This window comes from Photobacterium rosenbergii, assembly GCF_003026455.1.
Lineage (GTDB): Bacteria > Pseudomonadota > Gammaproteobacteria > Enterobacterales > Vibrionaceae > Photobacterium > Photobacterium rosenbergii.
In genome coordinates this window covers 271,817-289,683 of record NZ_PYMB01000001.1, presented here as the reverse complement: position 1 = coordinate 289,683, position 17,867 = coordinate 271,817, and the positions used below count along the sequence as shown (strand labels likewise).

Here is a 17,867-nt window from a genome sequence, read left to right as displayed (position 1 = left end):
GACTATAAAATAGCAAAGCCGCTTCAACTAGCGGCTTGCATATCATTATTACTGATTAACCATGAATTAACGCGGTTTAGCAAAGACTTGGGTCCAGTAAATACCGTACTGTGCATCAGGGTTTTCTGCAAATGCGGCACCCATCTCTGTGACATTACCATTCATAATGTTCTTACAGTGGCCAGGGCTGTTCATCCATGAAGCCATTACAGCATTTATATCTTTTTGGCCAGCAGCTACGTTTTCTGCCCAAGTCGACCACGAATACCCCGTTGCTTCAATACGGTCTTGTGGCGAACTACCATTAGACCCCGTATGGCTCATGAAGTTATAGTTAGCCATATCAACTGAGTGGCCATATGCAGCATCCTGTAAATCAAGGTCCCATGTCAAAGCTGGTACTGCAGGCATGATTTGACCGCCACAGTTTTGCTCTTCGGCACGTGCTTGGTTTACGGCAAACAGCATTTGCTCTGCGAAAGTTTCACCTGGGCCCGGTGCTGGATCTGGGTCGGTATTTCCTTGATCATCGCCGGAATTATTATCATTACCACCGCCGACATTATTATCATCACCAGGATTCGTACCTATATTTTGCCCATCTTCAGGTAAGCTCACTGGGTTTCCTGAGTTATCTGTACCGGATGAAGATGAAGAGCTTGAACCGCCAGAACCACAGCCAACCAACAGGAGTGACGACAATACGAATAAGGGTAAAACTTTCATAACATACCTTGTTTTGTATCTGGTGTTTTATAAAGCGCCAAAGACCATTAAGGCTAGTATTTATTTAGCCTAATAAAACACAATAAATAAATTTGCTACTCACTTTTTACGGAACACACTATACTTACTCCCCGCTTAATCATTCAATATGCAACGGTGAAAATCGCTTCAACCTGACAAACAATTAACAAACAATTTAAGCCAACAGTAATATAAAACCACTCATAAGACATTGTATTAGATATAGTTATATAAAAACCCACATCAAGATAGTTAATGTAGGTATTAATTAACGTCATTGCCTAGCAAAACTTTCAATTTTGACAATAGAAAGATATTTATCAATTAAAAATAAGAAGGCATGATATAAAATCAATAATAATAATGGTGAAATAGTTATACTAGATATTTAATTAATAATATAGGTAACTAATAAATAATAAAAAAGTACCAATATTTATCGGTACTTTTCAGAAAATTTCGGGAAGGCTTTACATGGTAGCTAAATCTTCTTGGGTCACACTTACCCCTTTGATTTGTGCGAAGACTTTATCACCAACCGACAAATCTAACTCATCCGCTGCCCACTTAGTGATATTGGCCCATAGCTGCGCCTCCCCTACCCTGAGCCGTACCTCTATGCGCTCCTGTTCATCAACAGGGTGTATCTTGTCGACCTTTGCCGACAAGATATTACGGATACTGGTTTGCTCCGACCTTACCTTGGTCAACGAAACATCATTGGAGTGGACACGAACCCTCACCCACTCACCACGAACACTTTGCAGTCGGTTAACCCAAAGATAAGCATCATGATTGAGCATCACTTGGGTTAACGCATAATGTGGGTGATGATGATTAACCCGGGCGCTAAGCAGTGAACTCTGTTCTTTCGCAGGCAACCATGGTCTCATCTCAGGCGAGCCCCAAACGCTATTGATATGCCCTGAGACTACCACCTTGCCTTGATGGATCATCGCCATATGATCAGCTAAACGAAGGATCTCATCCAGACTGTGAGTAACATAGACAATGGGGATCTTCACTTCTTTTGCTAATCGCTCAAGGTAAGGCATAAGCTCTTGCTTACGAGGAAGATCAAGTGAGGCGAGGGGTTCGTCCATCAACAACATAGATGGGTTGGATAGCAATGCTCTTCCAATTGCCACCCGTTGTTTTTCACCACCAGATAAAGACGCAGGATAACGTTTCAAAAGATGCTCAATGCCCAATAGTTGGGTCACTGATTGGAACTGCTCAACATTTTCTGTTTTACAGCCATACCGCAAGTTACCTGCCACTGTATAGTGAGGAAACAACCTTGCATCTTGGAAGACATAGCCAATGCGACGTTTCTCAGGCGGCAAATTAATCCCTGCCTGAGAGTTATAAAGAACATGTTGACCTAGGGAGATAGCCCCTGAATTAGGCGTTGCTAATCCACTCAACACGTTAATCAGCGAGGTCTTGCCCGCACCTGAGCGACCAAAGATAGCGGTGATACCTTGCATTGGTAGCTGAAGTTGGATGTCCATATCAAGATCACCCAGTTTTTGCCTGACATCAATCTCGATCATCTCGCCTCCAATCGCTGTTTGGCCATGCGTGAAAACCACTCAGAAGCGAATATAGACGCGAGCGCTATTACTATTGCAATCACACATAATCTTGCAGCCTGATCTTCTGCACCTGGTGTTTCTATAAATGAGTACATTGCCAAAGGGATAGTTTGTGTTTCACCAGGAATATTTGAGACAAACGTAATGGTTGCGCCAAATTCCCCCAGAGCACGGGCAAACGCCAAAATGGCACCCGTTAATACACCCGGGAGCGTCAGCGGTAAGGTAATGGTAAAAAAGACTTTAAGCGGGCTTGCTCCTAAAGTGCGAGCTGCCTGTTCAAGCTTGTAATCGACGCTTTCGAGCGCCAATCGGATCGAGCGCACCATCAAAGGAAAAGAGACAACAGCCACCGCCAGAACAGCCCCGCGCCAACTAAAACTGAATGTCAGGCCAAACCATTCATAAAGAGCTTTGCCTATAGCACCCTGTCGTCCCATCAATACCAATAGTAAATAACCAATAACAACAGGAGGCAGAACCAAAGGTAAGTGTACTAAGCCATCCAACAGTGATTTGCCAACAAACTGACATCGGGCCAATAACCATGCGCAGATAACACCAAATGGTAAGCTAACGACCACGGCAACACTGGCTATTTTCAAGCTCAGCAATAATGCTTGAACTTCATACTCCGTCAACACTAATGGATGTCCTCGAAGCCGTATTCAGAAAAAATAGCCGCAGCGTCATCAGAATTAAGGAAGTCATAGAAGGCTTTCGCACTCTCATTTCCCCTCCCCTCGACCATAGCAACTGGGTAACTGATCGCGGTGTGGCTATCTGCTGGAAACTCACCGACGATTTTTACTTTGTTTGAAATCAGTGCATCTGTTTTATAAACCACGCCCAATAGCGCTTCTTGTCTTTCTACCAGTAATAATGCACCGCGTACGCTGTTTGCCCTTGCGAGAAGCCGCTCAGCTTGTTGCCAAAGACCGATACTTTCTAACGCTTCTTTGGTGTAGATCCCTGCCGGGACATGGTTGGGATCACCAACTGCTAAACGAGTACCGTCTAGCGCTTTAGCGAAATCCAATGAGTCATCTAAGGTAATTGTCTGCTGAGGGTAATTATTGGGCGCTACCATCACTAAACTGTTATGAAGTAACGGTTTTCTCGTTGATGCCTCAATCACTCCCTGACCAGAGAGATAATCCATCCATTTTTCATTAGCCGATACATAGATATTAGCTGGCGCACCCTGTGCTATCTGACGGGCTAACGCTGAAGATGACGCATACGAAACTGTCGGTTTTTCACCGGTCTTTTGCTCATAGGCTGATACCACATCATTCATAGCATTAGTCAATGACGACGCTGCAAACACAGTTACCTTATCAGCAGCAACCGTTGTAAAAGACGATACAGATAAAACAATAGCGGTAATGGCCGCTTTCAAGCACTTCATCTTTAGATCCTACGAGCAAAAACACCGTTATATAGTAAAGTATATAACGCTAAAGAAAAATACCTAGATAGTGATAAGGGCATGGGAAATCCACAATACCTTAACCATGCATATGCCCAGATATAGGCCTTTTAACTAACATCGCCTTGTTTAAGTCCCCTCTTAACAAATTCAATGCTCATCTGATAAATCTTAGAAACATAATCAACGTGTTACAAACACTCATGGGCATAGCCCAGATCACGTTTTCCCTTCCCCTACAGGGTATAAACTGACGCAGTGGTAAAATATTAAAAGGTGATATTAAGCATGCAATTATTTGGCACCGTGACTTATGATAACAACAATCATTTGCGTCGATTTTTCGCAAAACACGCAAGATATAAGAAAGAAATAGAATTAGATATTGAAGAAAGGTTGCCCTCCCTCCTAAACAGCAATAGTTACAAAATCAAGTACGCACAAAAACTGATGCACAATGGCATCAGAATTCAAGAATACAAAATAGTTCTGACTTCAACTATTAGTTGCCGAGTAGCATTTATCCTCCACGAAAATGATATCAAGGTGATTTATATAAGTGACCAAATAACTAAACAACCCTATTGTGAAAAATTGGCAAAAACTACACTTGTTGATTGATACAGAAACAGATAAACATTTATGAATTATTGTCTATTTTTTAAGTTAATATTCACTTGCCATTCACATTTTCGCCTTCAATACCCTATGTTACTCCTATTCGATATGCTTATAATCGATTAGTATAGGTATAAACAATACATGGAAGCCATCATGCAAAATCGATTAGGGTCAGCGATACAGCTAGCTTTGGCTATCGCTATTTTTTATTTGGGTTACACCGTTTACTCTTTCACCAATACGATCAACAAAGTTGTCGATACATACCCACAGCTAATAGCAGATATCAATGCTACGGCGGATAAATTAGAGGTTGAGCAATGGCTGATAGTAGCAAAAACCTTTGAACAGCTAACTCCAAAGGCCCTGCAATTGGCAGGCGATATTCAATTGACCGTAGAGGAAGTAAACAAAACAGTGGCATCGGTTGATCAGAAAATTCCACTGATACTTGATGAGGTTCAGGCAATCCGCAGCGAAACGGTGCCCTCTGTTATTCAAATCGTCGATACGGTGAACAAGACCACCCTACCCGTCGCTCTTAATGAGCTGGAACATTACCGGACGGATATCCTGCCAGAGATATTGGTCGAGAGTGAAGGATACAGGAAGCAGACAATACCTGCTGTCATTGCAGAGTCAGAGCAGTTACGTAATGATGTCCCAATAATACTGGCCAAGACGGATGAAATTGTTGAAAAAAGTGAACAACTAACCCAACAAGCAACACAAGGTGCAGTTAAGGGCGTCTTGCTCTCACCCGTTAACTTGATCCGGGATGCGGGTACTGGCCTGATCAGCCTTCCCTCTTCTAATGAGCCAGAACCGGAGCAATAACTGTGGAGTTATCGTGGTGCCATCAAAGCAAACCATTATGGTTGTGATGGCATTATTTCTGGCCGCTTTTCCTTGAGCTAACCAAAAACACTATACCCATCAAGCTTTGGATAGCCATTACGATAAGAAACAGGCGTAATGAAATTTCACAGGCAATAATCTCGTTTCTAGACAGGAAGGCTGAGGTTACCAAGGCGTCCCAGTGATAGAAAAAAGTAGCAGGAACAATTGCAATAGTAATTGCTAACCCTTTGATAAACCATGATTTACCCTGCCATTCAGCTTTTGTATGGATACTATAACGCCCAGCCGTCCATAAGACTGCAGCAATAATAACGACCAAACTCTCCATACACACCCTTGCAAATCAACAATTCTGAACCATTTCAAAATTATCATTAGGTTTGCTTATCGAAAAGCTTAGATTTGCTCTGCGCACAAATGGCATATCAACAACACAGATTTTACCAATACAAACAACTAGAAATATTAGTAAATGGGGAATTACATTTAGAAACAAACTCCAAATTTAGCATCTATCACTAAAATTAGAGCCGTTAATGCAAATATTGAAATCTCATTTCTCTATTTTGAAGGATAAAGTGCGATTTGGAGGGGCAAGTGCCCTACGAGAGAAATAAAAGAACGAGGTTGGCTGAACAACATAGTCCAGCCACGCTCAATCATTCTTTATGAACAATTACCCGCCTTGCGGTAACCGGCAGAAATGGCTTCTTGCTCAGACTTGAAGTTTACAACATTCTTAGGACTCACACGGTCATAACTAGGACAGCCTGCAGGCAAATGGTATACCTTGCTATTTTTATTGCCACGGATGTGACTCACCGCTTCCGTAACCTTATTGGCCTCTTTGGATACAAAGGCTGTTTTTAGCCCAAGCCCACTGTTCTTATGGCCCACTTGCCAAACCGCTTTGCCTGTTACAAATGGATTATCGTGGCCCATTTGTTTAGCAATTCGTTGGTTTCGCTCAAGCTCCCATTGCGATACAGGATACTGCCTGTCCCATGCCACCAGCAGACGTTGTTGTTGAGTGGACATCGGTAAATTGTAACGATCAAACATATAGAAATAGGTTCTAGCTATTTGACCTTTGATCTCATTCCTAGGCTCGGCTGATCGGCTCTTGAAATCCACTTTGAAGTCACATTGACCGTACTGGCTAGCAGAAGCATTGAATTGACTAAAGTTGAAGTTAGAGCGGTCACCGTTGACCTCTCCGATAGAAGGGGTCAGGTTATGCATGTCAGCTTCCATTGCCGCAAAGACAGGATCAGTCTTCACGCAATTTTTACGGCCACCCTCCTGCCAACATTGCCTTGCTCTACCAAAGTTAGAGGCAGGGACAATGTGCTCCCACTCTATCCTTTGGGCACGATTCTGGTTTTTACGCACTTCATAGCCACAACTATCCAGGTCAACCCGACCACCACTTTTACCCATGAATGTATAGTTACAACCGCAGTAAAACGTCCCTTTTTCTGTTCGGTCAAAATAGACATGTTCTTTCGCTAACACTTTGGCGTGACTGAAGTTATTCGGTGCAGCAATCGCGGTTGAAGATAATAAAAGAGCAAATATAGGTAGAAGCAGTGTTTTTGTCATTTTCTATGCAGCAATGGTATTGATATATCGCACTAGAATGACATAACACTATAGATAATACGATAGTTATCTATTTTTAACGGATACGGGTATACCGATAAGCATAAGGAGATATCGCAATAGATCCCCATAAACTAGCTGTATAAGGAAGCTATTGCGATTCCATACATTGTTATTTCCTATTACGGATTACACGCTGGGCAGTTGAGTTGAAAAAGTTATTCGTTCGCTTTAACAGAGTGACTAACAAGATAAATAACAACGAGAAATAGTCTGTTGAACCTCCTCCCGATGAGCTTTGCTTCTGATCTGAGTCTCTTGTCTCTGGTTCATTGACATCGGGTACGTTGTTCTCTGACTGAAAAACATCATAATCTAGTTTTTCAGTCGGTTCTTGGTAGCCATCGATATGATCGACTACCCACTCTTTTACGCCACTCACCTGAGTAAAGACATCTGGATAGTTGCTGTTAGCACATCGGGATTTATGTACAAAACTAGTAATACCGACTAAGCGATAGCCCTTATCAGCATCGGCTACATGGTCTTTATCTTGCCACACCAATGGGCCACCACTGTCACCATTACACATACCGGCAACTTCAGAGTTTGCACATAAATAGTTATCACCATGCTTATCAAACCAATCTTCTAACCCCCATGCGCTAGCGCAAGTTTGATCATCAACACCGTTAAGTAAGGTTTTTTGAAGATTAAAGCGTTTTGTATCTACCTGCGAAGTATTGTTACTTGTTCTCCCCCAACCAGACGCAAATACATTATTTTCTACTGCCAAACCTAACTCGATATCAAGTGCTTTTTGCTCCTCTAGATTCATCATTTTTATCGCTTTAGCGCGCGCAGAAACGGGATAACGTAGTTTAATTAAAGCAATATCTTTATACGGGATATCATTAAAATAGTCCGGGTGAATAATCACCTTTTCAGCTACAGAGACAGACATAGTATTATCTTTTAGTGACGTCATTCCTGAACCGACAAAAACATCTCCTGCACGGGCTGCTTGCCAATATTTATCGTCCATGGAAACATTAACACAATGCGCTGCCGTCAATATCCAGTGATTATTTAATACAACACCACCACAACTAGAGTTGCCTTTGATGTCATCATGGACTTCAACATACACCTGCCAAGGAACTTCTTCTGCACTCGCATCTGCACCATTAAGAATTCTAGGTGCAATATTTGTATAAGCATATGTTGTATTTGAGAATAGCGTGATAATAGCTAAACCCAAAAGATATTTTGATGTTTTAACCACTGACATTATTATACCTTTGATTTTTATTCGTGTTTTGATGAGTTATAGAAAAATTCAAGTCATTATTATTGACTCACTAAACAATTAAGTGGCTAATATTGTTAATCTTCTATTTTCTTTTGCCACAGACTGAGCAGATTGAGTGTCTTTCAAATTCATCCATCGAGGCGATAAAAGGCCCTAGAAACCATCCAGCAAAAAAGCCTTTCCAAAAAGACCCTGCATCTTTTTCATGTTTTTTATTTTGTTTTCTAACTAACACAACATAATGTTTAGTTATGTTTTCACATAAAGAACAATACGATTTTTCTTCCGTCGATAACATTCGCTTCCTTGTAAAGTTAATATTTGACCATAAGGTTGAAAGCAGAATCTTACTATCACGTTTATCGATTGCCAAAGCAATGACTAGATTCACACTTTAAACTCAATACTGAATCAAAACGTTTTGATTTATTTCGACATTCCTGATAAGTCAGCAAATATGAAATATTACTTTTCAATATTGCGCAAAAAGTAAATCCACCCATTACGCTTAACAATCAAAGTACTTAATTTACTGTTATCTATATATTTATGGTCTTGGACTAGGATTTAGCGTTTACTCAACTGCTGAAGAGGTGTTTTACATACACTCGGTAGCATATATAACAAACTTAATCTCATCACATGATTAATAGCGACAAAAGCAGGTTCAAGGCCAATTAATATCGCCACAGCTGTCATTGCTTCAACACTGCCCGGCAACCATGATAGCAGTAGTACTTCCCATTCTTTTGTTGTGATAAAGCTAAAAGCCAAGGCATAGACAATAGTGATAGCAATGCCCATTGCAGTGATGATGAAACCCGCTTTTGAATAGCGGATTGCTTCCCGGGCGGTTGTCTCTGCCAACCTGACACCAATTAATACACCAAGCATCGACGTGGCAAACAGGATTAGCTCTTTTGGTACGGCTGTTATTACCCCACCTAGCAGCCAATTATTATAAGCGAGGCTGACAAAGAGCCCCATCACCATAAATGGTGCAGGTAACCCGAGATAACCGGTCAATTTACCCAGCAAGAAACTCATTGCCGCGATTGCAATCAAGTGCCCAGCCCAACTTAATGGGAATACAGCATCTTTTGGAAGAACTTCCGCCCCTTGTGCGGCTATAAACCCAGCTAAAACTACCAACATTAATAGTCTCACCGTATGGGAGACAATCACTTTAGGTGACGGCTTCTCTTGTTCCTCGTTTAAAACCAAAATGGCCCCTAGTGCACCTGGTATGGCCCCGAGCAGAGACTCAAAAGGCCGCCAGCCTTCTTTTTTATTCAGCCATAGATAACTGACCATCGTTTGGGAAAGCATACATAGAATCAAGCCTACCAGTAGCGTTGGAGAGAAAGCAGCGACTAGTTGAGTCAGCTGTACAGTCATTCCTATACTTACGCCTAAAATTATCTGGACGAGTAAAATGACAATTCCAGGTAGTCTGATTTTTTTCCCGGTTGTTTTAAGGCATGCAATAACAACAAGGGTGGCACCGAATAATTCTCCCATAGGCAGATTCAGGAAACTTGCAGCGAATGCCCCAAGTAGCCCCATCAGCATAATCACAGCCACACCCATCGTTTCCTTCCTCTTCAATACCTAGCTCTGCAAATTCTCTAACAACATAAATCTATCAATTGAAATAAGGATTAAACATGCAATACAACATCGTCTTATTGATTGCATAAACAAATATTGATGTAGATAACATTCAAAAGCACAATTTTGCTTAAAACAACACCACGGCCGTAAATTAAAGTTTACACAATACAAAAAACCAAAAAACCGCACCGATATTGACATTTTATCTTGTACTATTTCAGTGGTTCGATTATGTTGAGCAGGAAAGCAATCAGAGGCTCACCACGGCCCAGTTAGACTTTTCCACCTAATTACACACAACATAAGATTCTGAACATGAAGCCAACATTACTCACTACTTCACTTCTGAGCGTACTCAGCCTCGCAACCGCCTCTGCTTTTGCAGGTGAAACACTTGATCGTATTGAACAAAATCAAGAAATCCGAATCGGTGTGACTGGTGACTATATGCCGTTTTCCGAAAAGCTTAACGACGGCAGTTATGTGGGTATTGAACATGATCTAGCCGCTGTAATCGCTGAAGAGCTTGGGGTTAAGTTAACGCTCGTGCCAACCAGTTGGCCAACGCTAATGGAAGATTTCCAAAACAACAAATATGACGTCGGTATGAGCGGCATTTCCGTGACAGATGCACGTAAGGAATACGCCTACTTCTCCCACAGTTACTACAACTATGGCAAAACCCCAATTACTCGTTGTGAAGACGTAGAGAAGTTTGATTCATTAGAGAAAATTGATCAGCCAGAGACGACAGTCATCATCAACGAAGGCGGTACCAACGCTATCTTTGCTCGTGCTAACCTCAAGCAAGCCAAACTTCATGTCGAACCGACAAATAAATATGTCTACGACCGTATTCTTGATGGAACTGTAGATCTGATGATCCCAGATTCAGTAGAAGCCGACTACCGCGCTCGTCACCATGACGAATTGTGCCGCTCAATGCCAGGCTTTGAGTTTACCGAATCGACAATCGCAACCATGATGCCTAAAGACGATGAACTTAAAGCACGTATCAATGCTGTCCTTGCCAAGCTAGAAGAAAACGGTCAGCTAGATAAAATTATCGATAAGAACATGGGTATCAAGATCTAATCATAGTCAATCTAAACCAGTAAAAGTGCCACTTAACAGTGGCACTTTCCTGCCACATCTTTAGCCCCTGCAAAATTAACCACTGTAATTAGTGGGAGTACATTAAATATATCTCTACCAAAAACCGAAAAATCCGGCACTTACAGAACCAAGTAGCAACAATGATAGAATCTATAACCGTATTTCTTTTTCGTCTTTTTTATCAATAAGCTTTGTGAAAATATAATTGTCACACATTTAAAGCCTCTATATAGAAATAACGTCAGAATATTAAGGAAGTTGTAATGATAGGAAGGATCACTCAGTTATTTCCCGTTTGGGCCATTCTTTTCGCTGTAATAGCCTATACCTCACCCAGTTTATTTGTCGGTCTAAAAACACAGATCGTTCCCTTGCTGACCATCATCATGCTGGCGATGGGGATTAGCTTATCAGCCAAAGATTTCCTCAATGTCGCCCAACATAAAAAGGCTGTGGGTGTTGGCGTGGTGCTGCAATTTTTAATAATGCCTCTCACTGCATTGCTGATTAGTTTCCTATTAGGCTTTAGCACAGAGTTGACCGTAGGGATGGTATTGGTTGGCAGTGTTGCCGGGGGAACGTCTTCGAATGTCATGGCTTTTCTAGCAAAAGGGAATGTCGCTCTTTCCATTTCAATGACTGCTATTTCAACCCTATTGGGAGTAGTGCTTACCCCATTGTTGGTTGAGTTATTGGTTGGTGAAACTGTCGATGTCCCCGTTTCTGCCATGCTAATGAGCTTAGTGAAGATAGTCCTGTTACCTGTCGGAATCGGTGTAGTTATCAATACGTTTGCACACAAAGCCGTTGCCAAGGTGAATGCTTTACTTCCTCTTATATCAATGGTTGCCATCGTATTAATTATTGCCATTGTTGTCGCTCTAAACGCAGAGAATCTCAATCAGGTGGGCCCGATGGTTGCGCTTGCTGTTATCCTGCACAATGGCTTTGGCTTAACCGCAGGCTACTACTGTTGCCGCCTGCTGGGTTTCAACGAATCGACATGCCGCACCATTGCCTTTGAGGTAGGTCTTCAGAACTCAGGTCTGGCGACCGCGCTTGCAATGAAATTCTTCTCACCGGCCTCCGCAATTGCCGGTACTATTTTCTCGGTTTGGCACAATATCTCTGGCTCACTTTTAGCTGGTTACTGGGCAAGCAGGAAAGAAAGCCAAGCTAAAACGTCAATCGCAAATTAATATATTTACTCATTATTGCTTGGCATAAAAAAACCTTGTCGGTAACCATACCGTAACCATACCGACAAGGTTTAATTATACGCATTAATCCGGTTAACTAAGGTTAGTACCCTTTTTTGCGCTGCCTACTTTGACTTTGTACCGAACGATACATTTTACCTAGCTGCTTATCTTTGTCCCGAAGCTCACTTAAGGTCGCTGTATTGCGGGCTTGCTCAGCCAGTAATTTGTAATAATTCTGTACGCGTCGCTTATCAATCTCTCCGGCGGCTAGTGCTCTCTGAACAGCACAACCTGGCTCAGACTGATGTTGGCAATCACTAAAACGACATTGCTGGCTTAACGCTTCAATATCAGCAAATGTTTCAGAAACCCCACTCTCGCAATCAGTTAGTTGCAATTCACGCATTCCAGGCGTGTCAATCAGCACCGCACCTGATGGCATAAAATGCAATGAGCGTGACGTTGTCGTATGGCGCCCTTTACTGTCATCCTCACGGATAGTACCTGTCTGCTGCACCTCGTTACCCATCAAGGTATTGACGAGGGTAGATTTACCCACCCCAGACGACCCCATGAAAGCAATTGTCTTACCTAGGCGGCACCATGATTCCAACGCACTATACGAAGATGTATCTAATGCATTGAGCACCTCAACCATCAACATAGAATCGAGTGCCTGCACTTGCTGACGTTTTTCGTCACTGTCTTGGCACAAATCTGCTTTGGTCAGTATGACGACAGGCTCAACATTGGCTTCCCGCGCTATCGCCAAATATCGTTCAATGCGGCTTAAGTTAAAATCCTGGTTCAACGAACAGACAATAAATAACGTATCAACGTTTGAGGCAATGTATTGCTCCGCTATCTTGGCACCTGCTGCCTTCCGGCTAAATAACGAAACTCGCTCCAACAGGCGAACAAAGTGGTTGTTACTGTCAATAAGTACCCAGTCCCCTACTGTCATTGCCGGTAACGAATGATGGATCTCAAGCGTGACCGGGCCGTCCTCGGTCTGTAAGGCATAACCATTTCGGTGATGAGCTAAAATACGGGCAATTTTAGCTTGTTCGTAATCTTCAAGTGTAAGTTGCTGTTGAAATACTGGCTGCCAACCAAGCTGGCTAAGTGTAATAGTAGAATTCATTATTTTCCCCACGCACAGGCCATTAATCAGTTTTGGCTCTGATAATGCGTATCAAAGAGAATTTAGGGTCAAATAAATACAGATAGACCCCGGGTTGATAACACCGGGCAAGAGAAAGGAAGTGGTAAAGCGGTTACTTCAATGTCGCTGATGCTTATTTGCTCAATATCAGCTCTAAAACGCTTATTGTGTTTGCTTCGCAGTCTTTGCCGAGTGAGTACGTAATACAATCATCTTTATCTCCTAATGTTATGTTCAATGCTGATAACGATCATAACAGATCTTTTGTCATTGGCTAGATCCACGTAGAAACTATTTTTCAGTTAAATGACAGCCCGCAAATGTTCAGCATTCATTCAGCTTTTCATTGCAATGTCATCAATCTTCTATCAAAACAACATATATGCCTCCTAGTATTCATCGCAATTGCACAGCTGTGCAAAACGAATGAACGAGGTATATTTTGAACGCTTTGCCTACAGGGACTGTTGGTTCCAACCAATATTCGCGCTGGTTTGCCATGCGCTATCACTTACGGTTAATGATGCAAACGCCGACCACGCTAATCGGTGTTTTACTCGCTGTAATTTTTGCCTATTTCATCGCTGTACCTGTTTTTTCATTATTACTGGACGCTTTTCAGGTTCAGTTCGGCGATGAAAGACGAATTGGTGATGTCACTGGAAGTTGGACAGATTACTACATTAATCGAGCTCTGCTATCCCCTATTTCCCAATCACTATTCTGGCAACCCCTTTCCCACACCATGCGCGTTGCATTGGGTGTAATTGTTATATCCCTTTCGCTAGGTAGTGTGCTGGCTTGGCTGGTTAGCCGCAGCAATATGTTTGGCAAAAAATGGTTTGCTACTGCACTGATTGTTCCTTACATGTTGCCAGCCTGGACGTTCGCCATGGCTTGGACGACCATCTTCAAAAACCGTTCTACGGGCGGCCAACAAGGGTGGTTAGAAAGCTTGGGCATTGAGCCTGCTGATTGGATGGCCTATGGCGAATTACCGATCATTATCATCTTGTCACTCAACTACATTCCGTTTGTAATCTTGTTGCTTGGCAACGCCCTTCGCTCATTTGACACCCAACTTGAAGACTCGGCCCGTATCCTTGGGGCACCTAGCCGCACGATTACATTCAAGATCATCATGCCTTTGATGTTGCCAGCATTGATGTCTGCTTGCGTACTGATTTTTGCCAAGGTGCTTGGTGAATTCGGTGTTTCCTACATCCTTGGCCTTCCGGTTAACTATGAAGTGTTATCGACCTCGCTATACCGCAGCATTGAATCACGCCAAACAGGTGTTGCCGCAGTTTTGGCGGGTGCCATTATGTTCTTCGGCATCATTTCATTGTTGATTGACGCTACCTTGCTAAGAGAAGCAAGGAAGTTTGTCACTGTTGGCAGTAAAGGTGTCATGCACCGCACTAATGATTTAGGCAAATGGCGTATGCCCGCCACTATGCTGGCTGGCGGTGTATTCCTCGTTTCGGTTGTGATGCCAATGTTAGTGCTTTTCCTGTCAACCATTATGAAAGTGCCAGGCAACTTCAACTTTAGCAATTTCACGCTGGATTACTGGATAGGCTCGGGGCTTGAGACCATTGCAGAGAGTAACGGTATCTTGCTAAGTAACAACCTCTGGAGCGCGGTATGGAATACCTTGTGGATCGTCGGTATCGCCTCTGTTTGCTCGGGCATTCTTGGTTTGTTGGTTGGCTATGTCGTTGTTCGCAGCCCACTACGCCCATTGGGAAGTATGCTGCGCCAAATCACCTTTTTCCCATATTTGGTTCCAGGTGTTGCCTTTGCCGCTGCTTACCTGTCGTTGTTCGCCGTACCTCGCGGCCCGATGCCTGCGCTTTACGGTACAGTAACCTTGCTGATCCTTGCCTTGATTGCCGATGAAATGCCTTACGCCTCACGTGCCGGTATCTCGGCCATGATGCAATTGGGCAAAGATCCTGAAGAAGCTGCTCAAATGGCAGGTGCCGGTTGGTTTACCCGCATGCGCCAGATTGTCATGCCAATTCAAAAAGGCTCACTAGTAACCGGCATTTTATTGCCTTTCATTTCGGGGATAAACGGCCTAAGCCTATTTGTCATCCTCGCAGTACCGTCTACGGATGTATTAACCACCTATGCACTGAGGCTTATTGATTACAACTACACCCAAGCCTCTAACGCCGTTGTACTAATTATCTGCCTGATTGCTTTTGTAGGCACTTATATCACACAGAAAATGACCAAAACTAACCTTGCAGAAGGACTAGGAAGCTAATGCCTAATATTCGTCTAAACAGCGTCAGCAAACAATACGAAAAAAACGCGGCCCCTGCCGTTAATGCCGTTGACCTTGAGATCAATGACGGTGAATTCATGTGTCTTCTTGGCCCTTCTGGTTGTGGCAAAACCACAACACTGAGAATGATTGCAGGCCTTGAAAACATATCCGACGGCCAGCTTTTATTGGGCGACACTCTGGTCGACTCCAAGCAAGATGGTGTATTCGTTCCGCCAGAAAAGCGTAACCTTGGCCTCGTATTCCAAAGCTACGCGCTTTGGCCCCACCTAACCGTGGAAAAGAACATCGATTTCGGCCTGAAGCTTCGTAAAATCGAAAAAGCTGAGCGTGAGAAAACCATCCATTCAGTAATGAAAACTCTCGGCATTGAAAAATACCGTCACCGCTATCCTTCTCAGCTCTCAGGTGGACAACAACAACGTGTAGCCTTAGCCCGAATGCTGGCAGTACAACCTGATATTCTGCTGATGGATGAGCCACTTTCTAACCTGGACGCACGCCTACGCCTTGAAATGCGAACGGAGCTGAAGCGTATTCATAACGCTTTCAAAACCACTATCGTCTTCGTTACCCACGACCAGTGGGAAGCCATGGCGCTTGCAACCAAAATTGCGGTAATGAAAGACGGTGAGTTGCAACAAGTCGGCACCCCCAATGAAATCTATGACCGCCCAGCTAACCGTTTTGTCGCAGAGTTTGTTGGTACGCCACCTATCAATATCATCGAGCTTGACGAAGCCTCACTGTGCAGCGAGCTTGCCCGTAATCATATTCGTGCTTACGTCGGTCACGACATCCCTGGAGGCTCAATTGGCTTACGTCCCGAACGTATGTCAGTCGCAGCGGCAGATGCCAATATCGATAACCAAAAGGCGTTCAGGCTTCACGCAAAACTCGAAGGTATTTTGCCAACAGGTGGCAGCTGGATCTTGGAATTTAGCGTGGCTGATCACCGGCTACATGTGACTACCCAGACTCCTCCGCATTATAAAGAGGGAGAATCACTTTCATTGATTATCAGCAATGACAATTTACATCTGTTCGACAACCAAGGTTTAGCGATTGATATGCCGTGCATGTCATCAACATCTCAACAACAGTTTCAAAAGTAACCGCTTATTCGGAGTTAATTGTGAAAAGGACCAACATGAAGACTACAACTTTAGCTGCCACTCTGGCATTGACCCTTGCGGGTGCAGTACAAGCGGCTGACAATAATGATTTTGACCTAAATGCACTGATTGAAGCGGCTCGCCAAGAAGCGCCTATTACGGTTTACGCGCCATCAGGAAAAATTGTCGAAACAGCTAAAAACTTCACCGAGAAATACGGTGTGCAAGCAACAGGTAATAAAGTGAGCAGCTCAGCGCAAGTTGAAATGCTTATCCGCGAATACCGCGCTAGCAACATCCGAGGTGATGTCGTCATTACCGGTGATGCATCAGCAACGATGGCACAACTTGTCCCGATGGGCGTTGTAGAAAGCTGGGTATCCCCTGTTGTGGCAGAGTCTATTCCTGAAAACGCAAAGAACCCGCTAATTGTCTACGGTGACCCAGCTGTTTGGACTTACAACTCAGAAGTACATGACACCTGCCCTATTTCAAACATCTGGGAGCTAACCGATGAAAACTGGCAGCGTAAAGTCGCTATTCCAGATCCACTAAACAAAGCCGCTTACCTAGATTGGTTCAACCAACTTGCTGCTCACCATGATGACGCTGTCGCTGAAGCCTATGAAGTGCATTATGGCAAGCCTCTAGAAACGAATGAAGCCTCAGCGACTGCGGCATGGGTTAAAGCATTGGCACAAAACTCACCGCTTCCAACCGATTCTGACTCTGCAGTCGGTGATGCAGTGGGCGCACCAGGCCAAAAAGACACATTCATGGGCCTGATGTCGACAGCTAAATTCCGAGACGTTGCCAGCGGCAAGGTCCATCTTTCAATCTGTGAAGGCCTTGAGCCGTTCGTCGGTTGGTCCACACCTGGCTACGGTGTCATGTCGACTAAGACCGAAAGCCCTAATGCAGCAAAACTGTTCCTTCATTTCCTGATGACTGAAGAAGGGATCAGCAACCAGACAGTAGACGGGAAAGTGTCAGGCAACCAAGCTATTGCACCACACCCTAAAGAAGCCTCTGGGGTGCAAAAGCTCTACACGCATATTCTTCAGTACAACGCTGAAACCGGATTGGACGATTTTGACCATCGCCAAGATTGGGCAGACTTATGGCGAATTAACTTCACACGTTAATCTCTCTCTCAAACGCCAGCAAAGGCTGGCGTTTATTACAA

General features: G+C 43.5%; 17 protein-coding genes and 1 pseudogene. 7 read left to right on the top strand and 11 right to left on the bottom strand.

Annotated elements, in window-relative coordinates; all coding sequences use genetic code 11:
• Nucleotides 1-66 precede the first annotated feature (66 nt).
• The 4 genes from C9J01_RS01400 to modA all read right to left on the bottom strand — a co-directional run bounded on the left by C9J01_RS01400 (nucleotide 67) and on the right by modA (nucleotide 3,756).
• A complete protein-coding gene (locus C9J01_RS01400; RefSeq protein WP_107296320.1) occupies nucleotides 67-726 on the bottom strand; it encodes a CAP domain-containing protein in 660 nt (219 codons plus the stop codon).
• A 491-nt stretch (nucleotides 727-1,217) separates the two neighbouring features.
• The gene (gene modC, locus C9J01_RS01395) at nucleotides 1,218-2,303 is read right to left on the bottom strand and encodes a molybdenum ABC transporter ATP-binding protein ModC (protein ID WP_107296319.1); all 1,086 of its coding nucleotides are present in this window, start codon (nucleotides 2,301-2,303) and stop codon (nucleotides 1,218-1,220) included.
• Nucleotides 2,300-2,989 (bottom strand): molybdate ABC transporter permease subunit, encoded by a 690-nt coding sequence (gene modB / locus C9J01_RS01390; RefSeq protein ID WP_107296318.1) that lies wholly within the window; start codon nucleotides 2,987-2,989, stop codon nucleotides 2,300-2,302. Before modB ends, modC begins: the two co-directional genes overlap by 4 nt.
• Nucleotides 2,989-3,756, bottom strand: coding sequence for a molybdate ABC transporter substrate-binding protein (gene modA / locus C9J01_RS01385; protein WP_107296317.1), 768 nt, complete (start codon nucleotides 3,754-3,756; stop codon nucleotides 2,989-2,991). The genes modB and modA overlap by 1 nt, the downstream gene beginning before the upstream one ends.
• Before the next feature lie 309 nt (nucleotides 3,757-4,065).
• On the opposite strand from modA, the gene C9J01_RS01380 reads away from it, so the two are divergent.
• Nucleotides 4,066-4,398, top strand: coding sequence for a hypothetical protein (locus C9J01_RS01380; RefSeq protein WP_107296316.1), 333 nt, complete (start codon nucleotides 4,066-4,068; stop codon nucleotides 4,396-4,398).
• A gap of 153 nt (nucleotides 4,399-4,551) precedes the next feature.
• Nucleotides 4,552-5,235, top strand: a complete 684-nt coding sequence (locus tag C9J01_RS01375; RefSeq protein ID WP_107297379.1) for a hypothetical protein — start codon at nucleotides 4,552-4,554, stop codon at nucleotides 5,233-5,235.
• A 52-nt stretch (nucleotides 5,236-5,287) separates the two neighbouring features.
• Here the strand turns inward: C9J01_RS01375 and C9J01_RS01370 are convergent, their stop codons facing one another.
• From C9J01_RS01370 to C9J01_RS01350, 6 genes and pseudogenes are all read right to left on the bottom strand, one after another.
• On the bottom strand, nucleotides 5,288-5,587 hold the full coding sequence (locus C9J01_RS01370) for a hypothetical protein (RefSeq protein WP_107296315.1): 300 nt from the start codon (nucleotides 5,585-5,587) through the stop codon (nucleotides 5,288-5,290).
• A 338-nt stretch (nucleotides 5,588-5,925) separates the two neighbouring features.
• The gene (locus C9J01_RS30195) at nucleotides 5,926-6,201 is read right to left on the bottom strand and encodes a sunset domain-containing protein (protein WP_473805502.1); all 276 of its coding nucleotides are present in this window, start codon (nucleotides 6,199-6,201) and stop codon (nucleotides 5,926-5,928) included.
• A pseudogene (locus C9J01_RS01365) lies at nucleotides 6,178-6,861 on the bottom strand (endonuclease); the annotation flags it as partial. The pseudogene C9J01_RS01365 and the gene C9J01_RS30195, both read right to left, overlap by 24 nt.
• 172 nt (nucleotides 6,862-7,033) lie before the next feature.
• Nucleotides 7,034-8,152, bottom strand: coding sequence for a S1 family serine peptidase (locus C9J01_RS01360; protein WP_107296313.1), 1,119 nt, complete (start codon nucleotides 8,150-8,152; stop codon nucleotides 7,034-7,036).
• A gap of 103 nt (nucleotides 8,153-8,255) precedes the next feature.
• The gene (locus C9J01_RS01355) at nucleotides 8,256-8,564 is read right to left on the bottom strand and encodes a hypothetical protein (protein WP_237156833.1); all 309 of its coding nucleotides are present in this window, start codon (nucleotides 8,562-8,564) and stop codon (nucleotides 8,256-8,258) included.
• A 176-nt stretch (nucleotides 8,565-8,740) separates the two neighbouring features.
• Nucleotides 8,741-9,763 (bottom strand): AbrB family transcriptional regulator, encoded by a 1,023-nt coding sequence (locus tag C9J01_RS01350; protein ID WP_107296311.1) that lies wholly within the window; start codon nucleotides 9,761-9,763, stop codon nucleotides 8,741-8,743.
• Nucleotides 9,764-10,102: 339 nt separating this feature from the next.
• Here C9J01_RS01350 and C9J01_RS01345 point away from each other — a divergent pair, with 339 nt between their 5' ends.
• Both C9J01_RS01345 and C9J01_RS01340 read left to right on the top strand, forming a co-directional pair.
• Entirely contained in the window at nucleotides 10,103-10,882 is a 780-nt protein-coding gene (locus C9J01_RS01345) for a transporter substrate-binding domain-containing protein (protein ID WP_107296310.1), read from the top strand.
• A 284-nt stretch (nucleotides 10,883-11,166) separates the two neighbouring features.
• Entirely contained in the window at nucleotides 11,167-12,102 is a 936-nt protein-coding gene (locus C9J01_RS01340; RefSeq protein ID WP_107296309.1) for a bile acid:sodium symporter family protein, read from the top strand.
• A 103-nt stretch (nucleotides 12,103-12,205) separates the two neighbouring features.
• Here C9J01_RS01340 and rsgA read toward each other — a convergent pair whose 3' ends face one another.
• Entirely contained in the window at nucleotides 12,206-13,249 is a 1,044-nt protein-coding gene (rsgA, locus tag C9J01_RS01335; protein ID WP_107296308.1) for a ribosome small subunit-dependent GTPase A, read from the bottom strand.
• Nucleotides 13,250-13,712: 463 nt separating this feature from the next.
• Here rsgA and C9J01_RS01330 point away from each other — a divergent pair, with 463 nt between their 5' ends.
• From C9J01_RS01330 to C9J01_RS01320, 3 genes are read left to right on the top strand one after another with little or no spacing between them, the layout of a single operon-like run.
• Entirely contained in the window at nucleotides 13,713-15,545 is a 1,833-nt protein-coding gene (locus C9J01_RS01330) for an ABC transporter permease (RefSeq protein ID WP_201797773.1), read from the top strand.
• Entirely contained in the window at nucleotides 15,545-16,681 is a 1,137-nt protein-coding gene (locus tag C9J01_RS01325) for an ABC transporter ATP-binding protein (protein ID WP_107296306.1), read from the top strand. The genes C9J01_RS01330 and C9J01_RS01325 overlap by 1 nt, the downstream gene beginning before the upstream one ends.
• Nucleotides 16,682-16,716: 35 nt before the next feature.
• A complete protein-coding gene (locus C9J01_RS01320) occupies nucleotides 16,717-17,826 on the top strand; it encodes an ABC transporter substrate-binding protein (protein ID WP_107296305.1) in 1,110 nt (369 codons plus the stop codon).
• Nucleotides 17,827-17,867 lie beyond the last annotated feature (41 nt).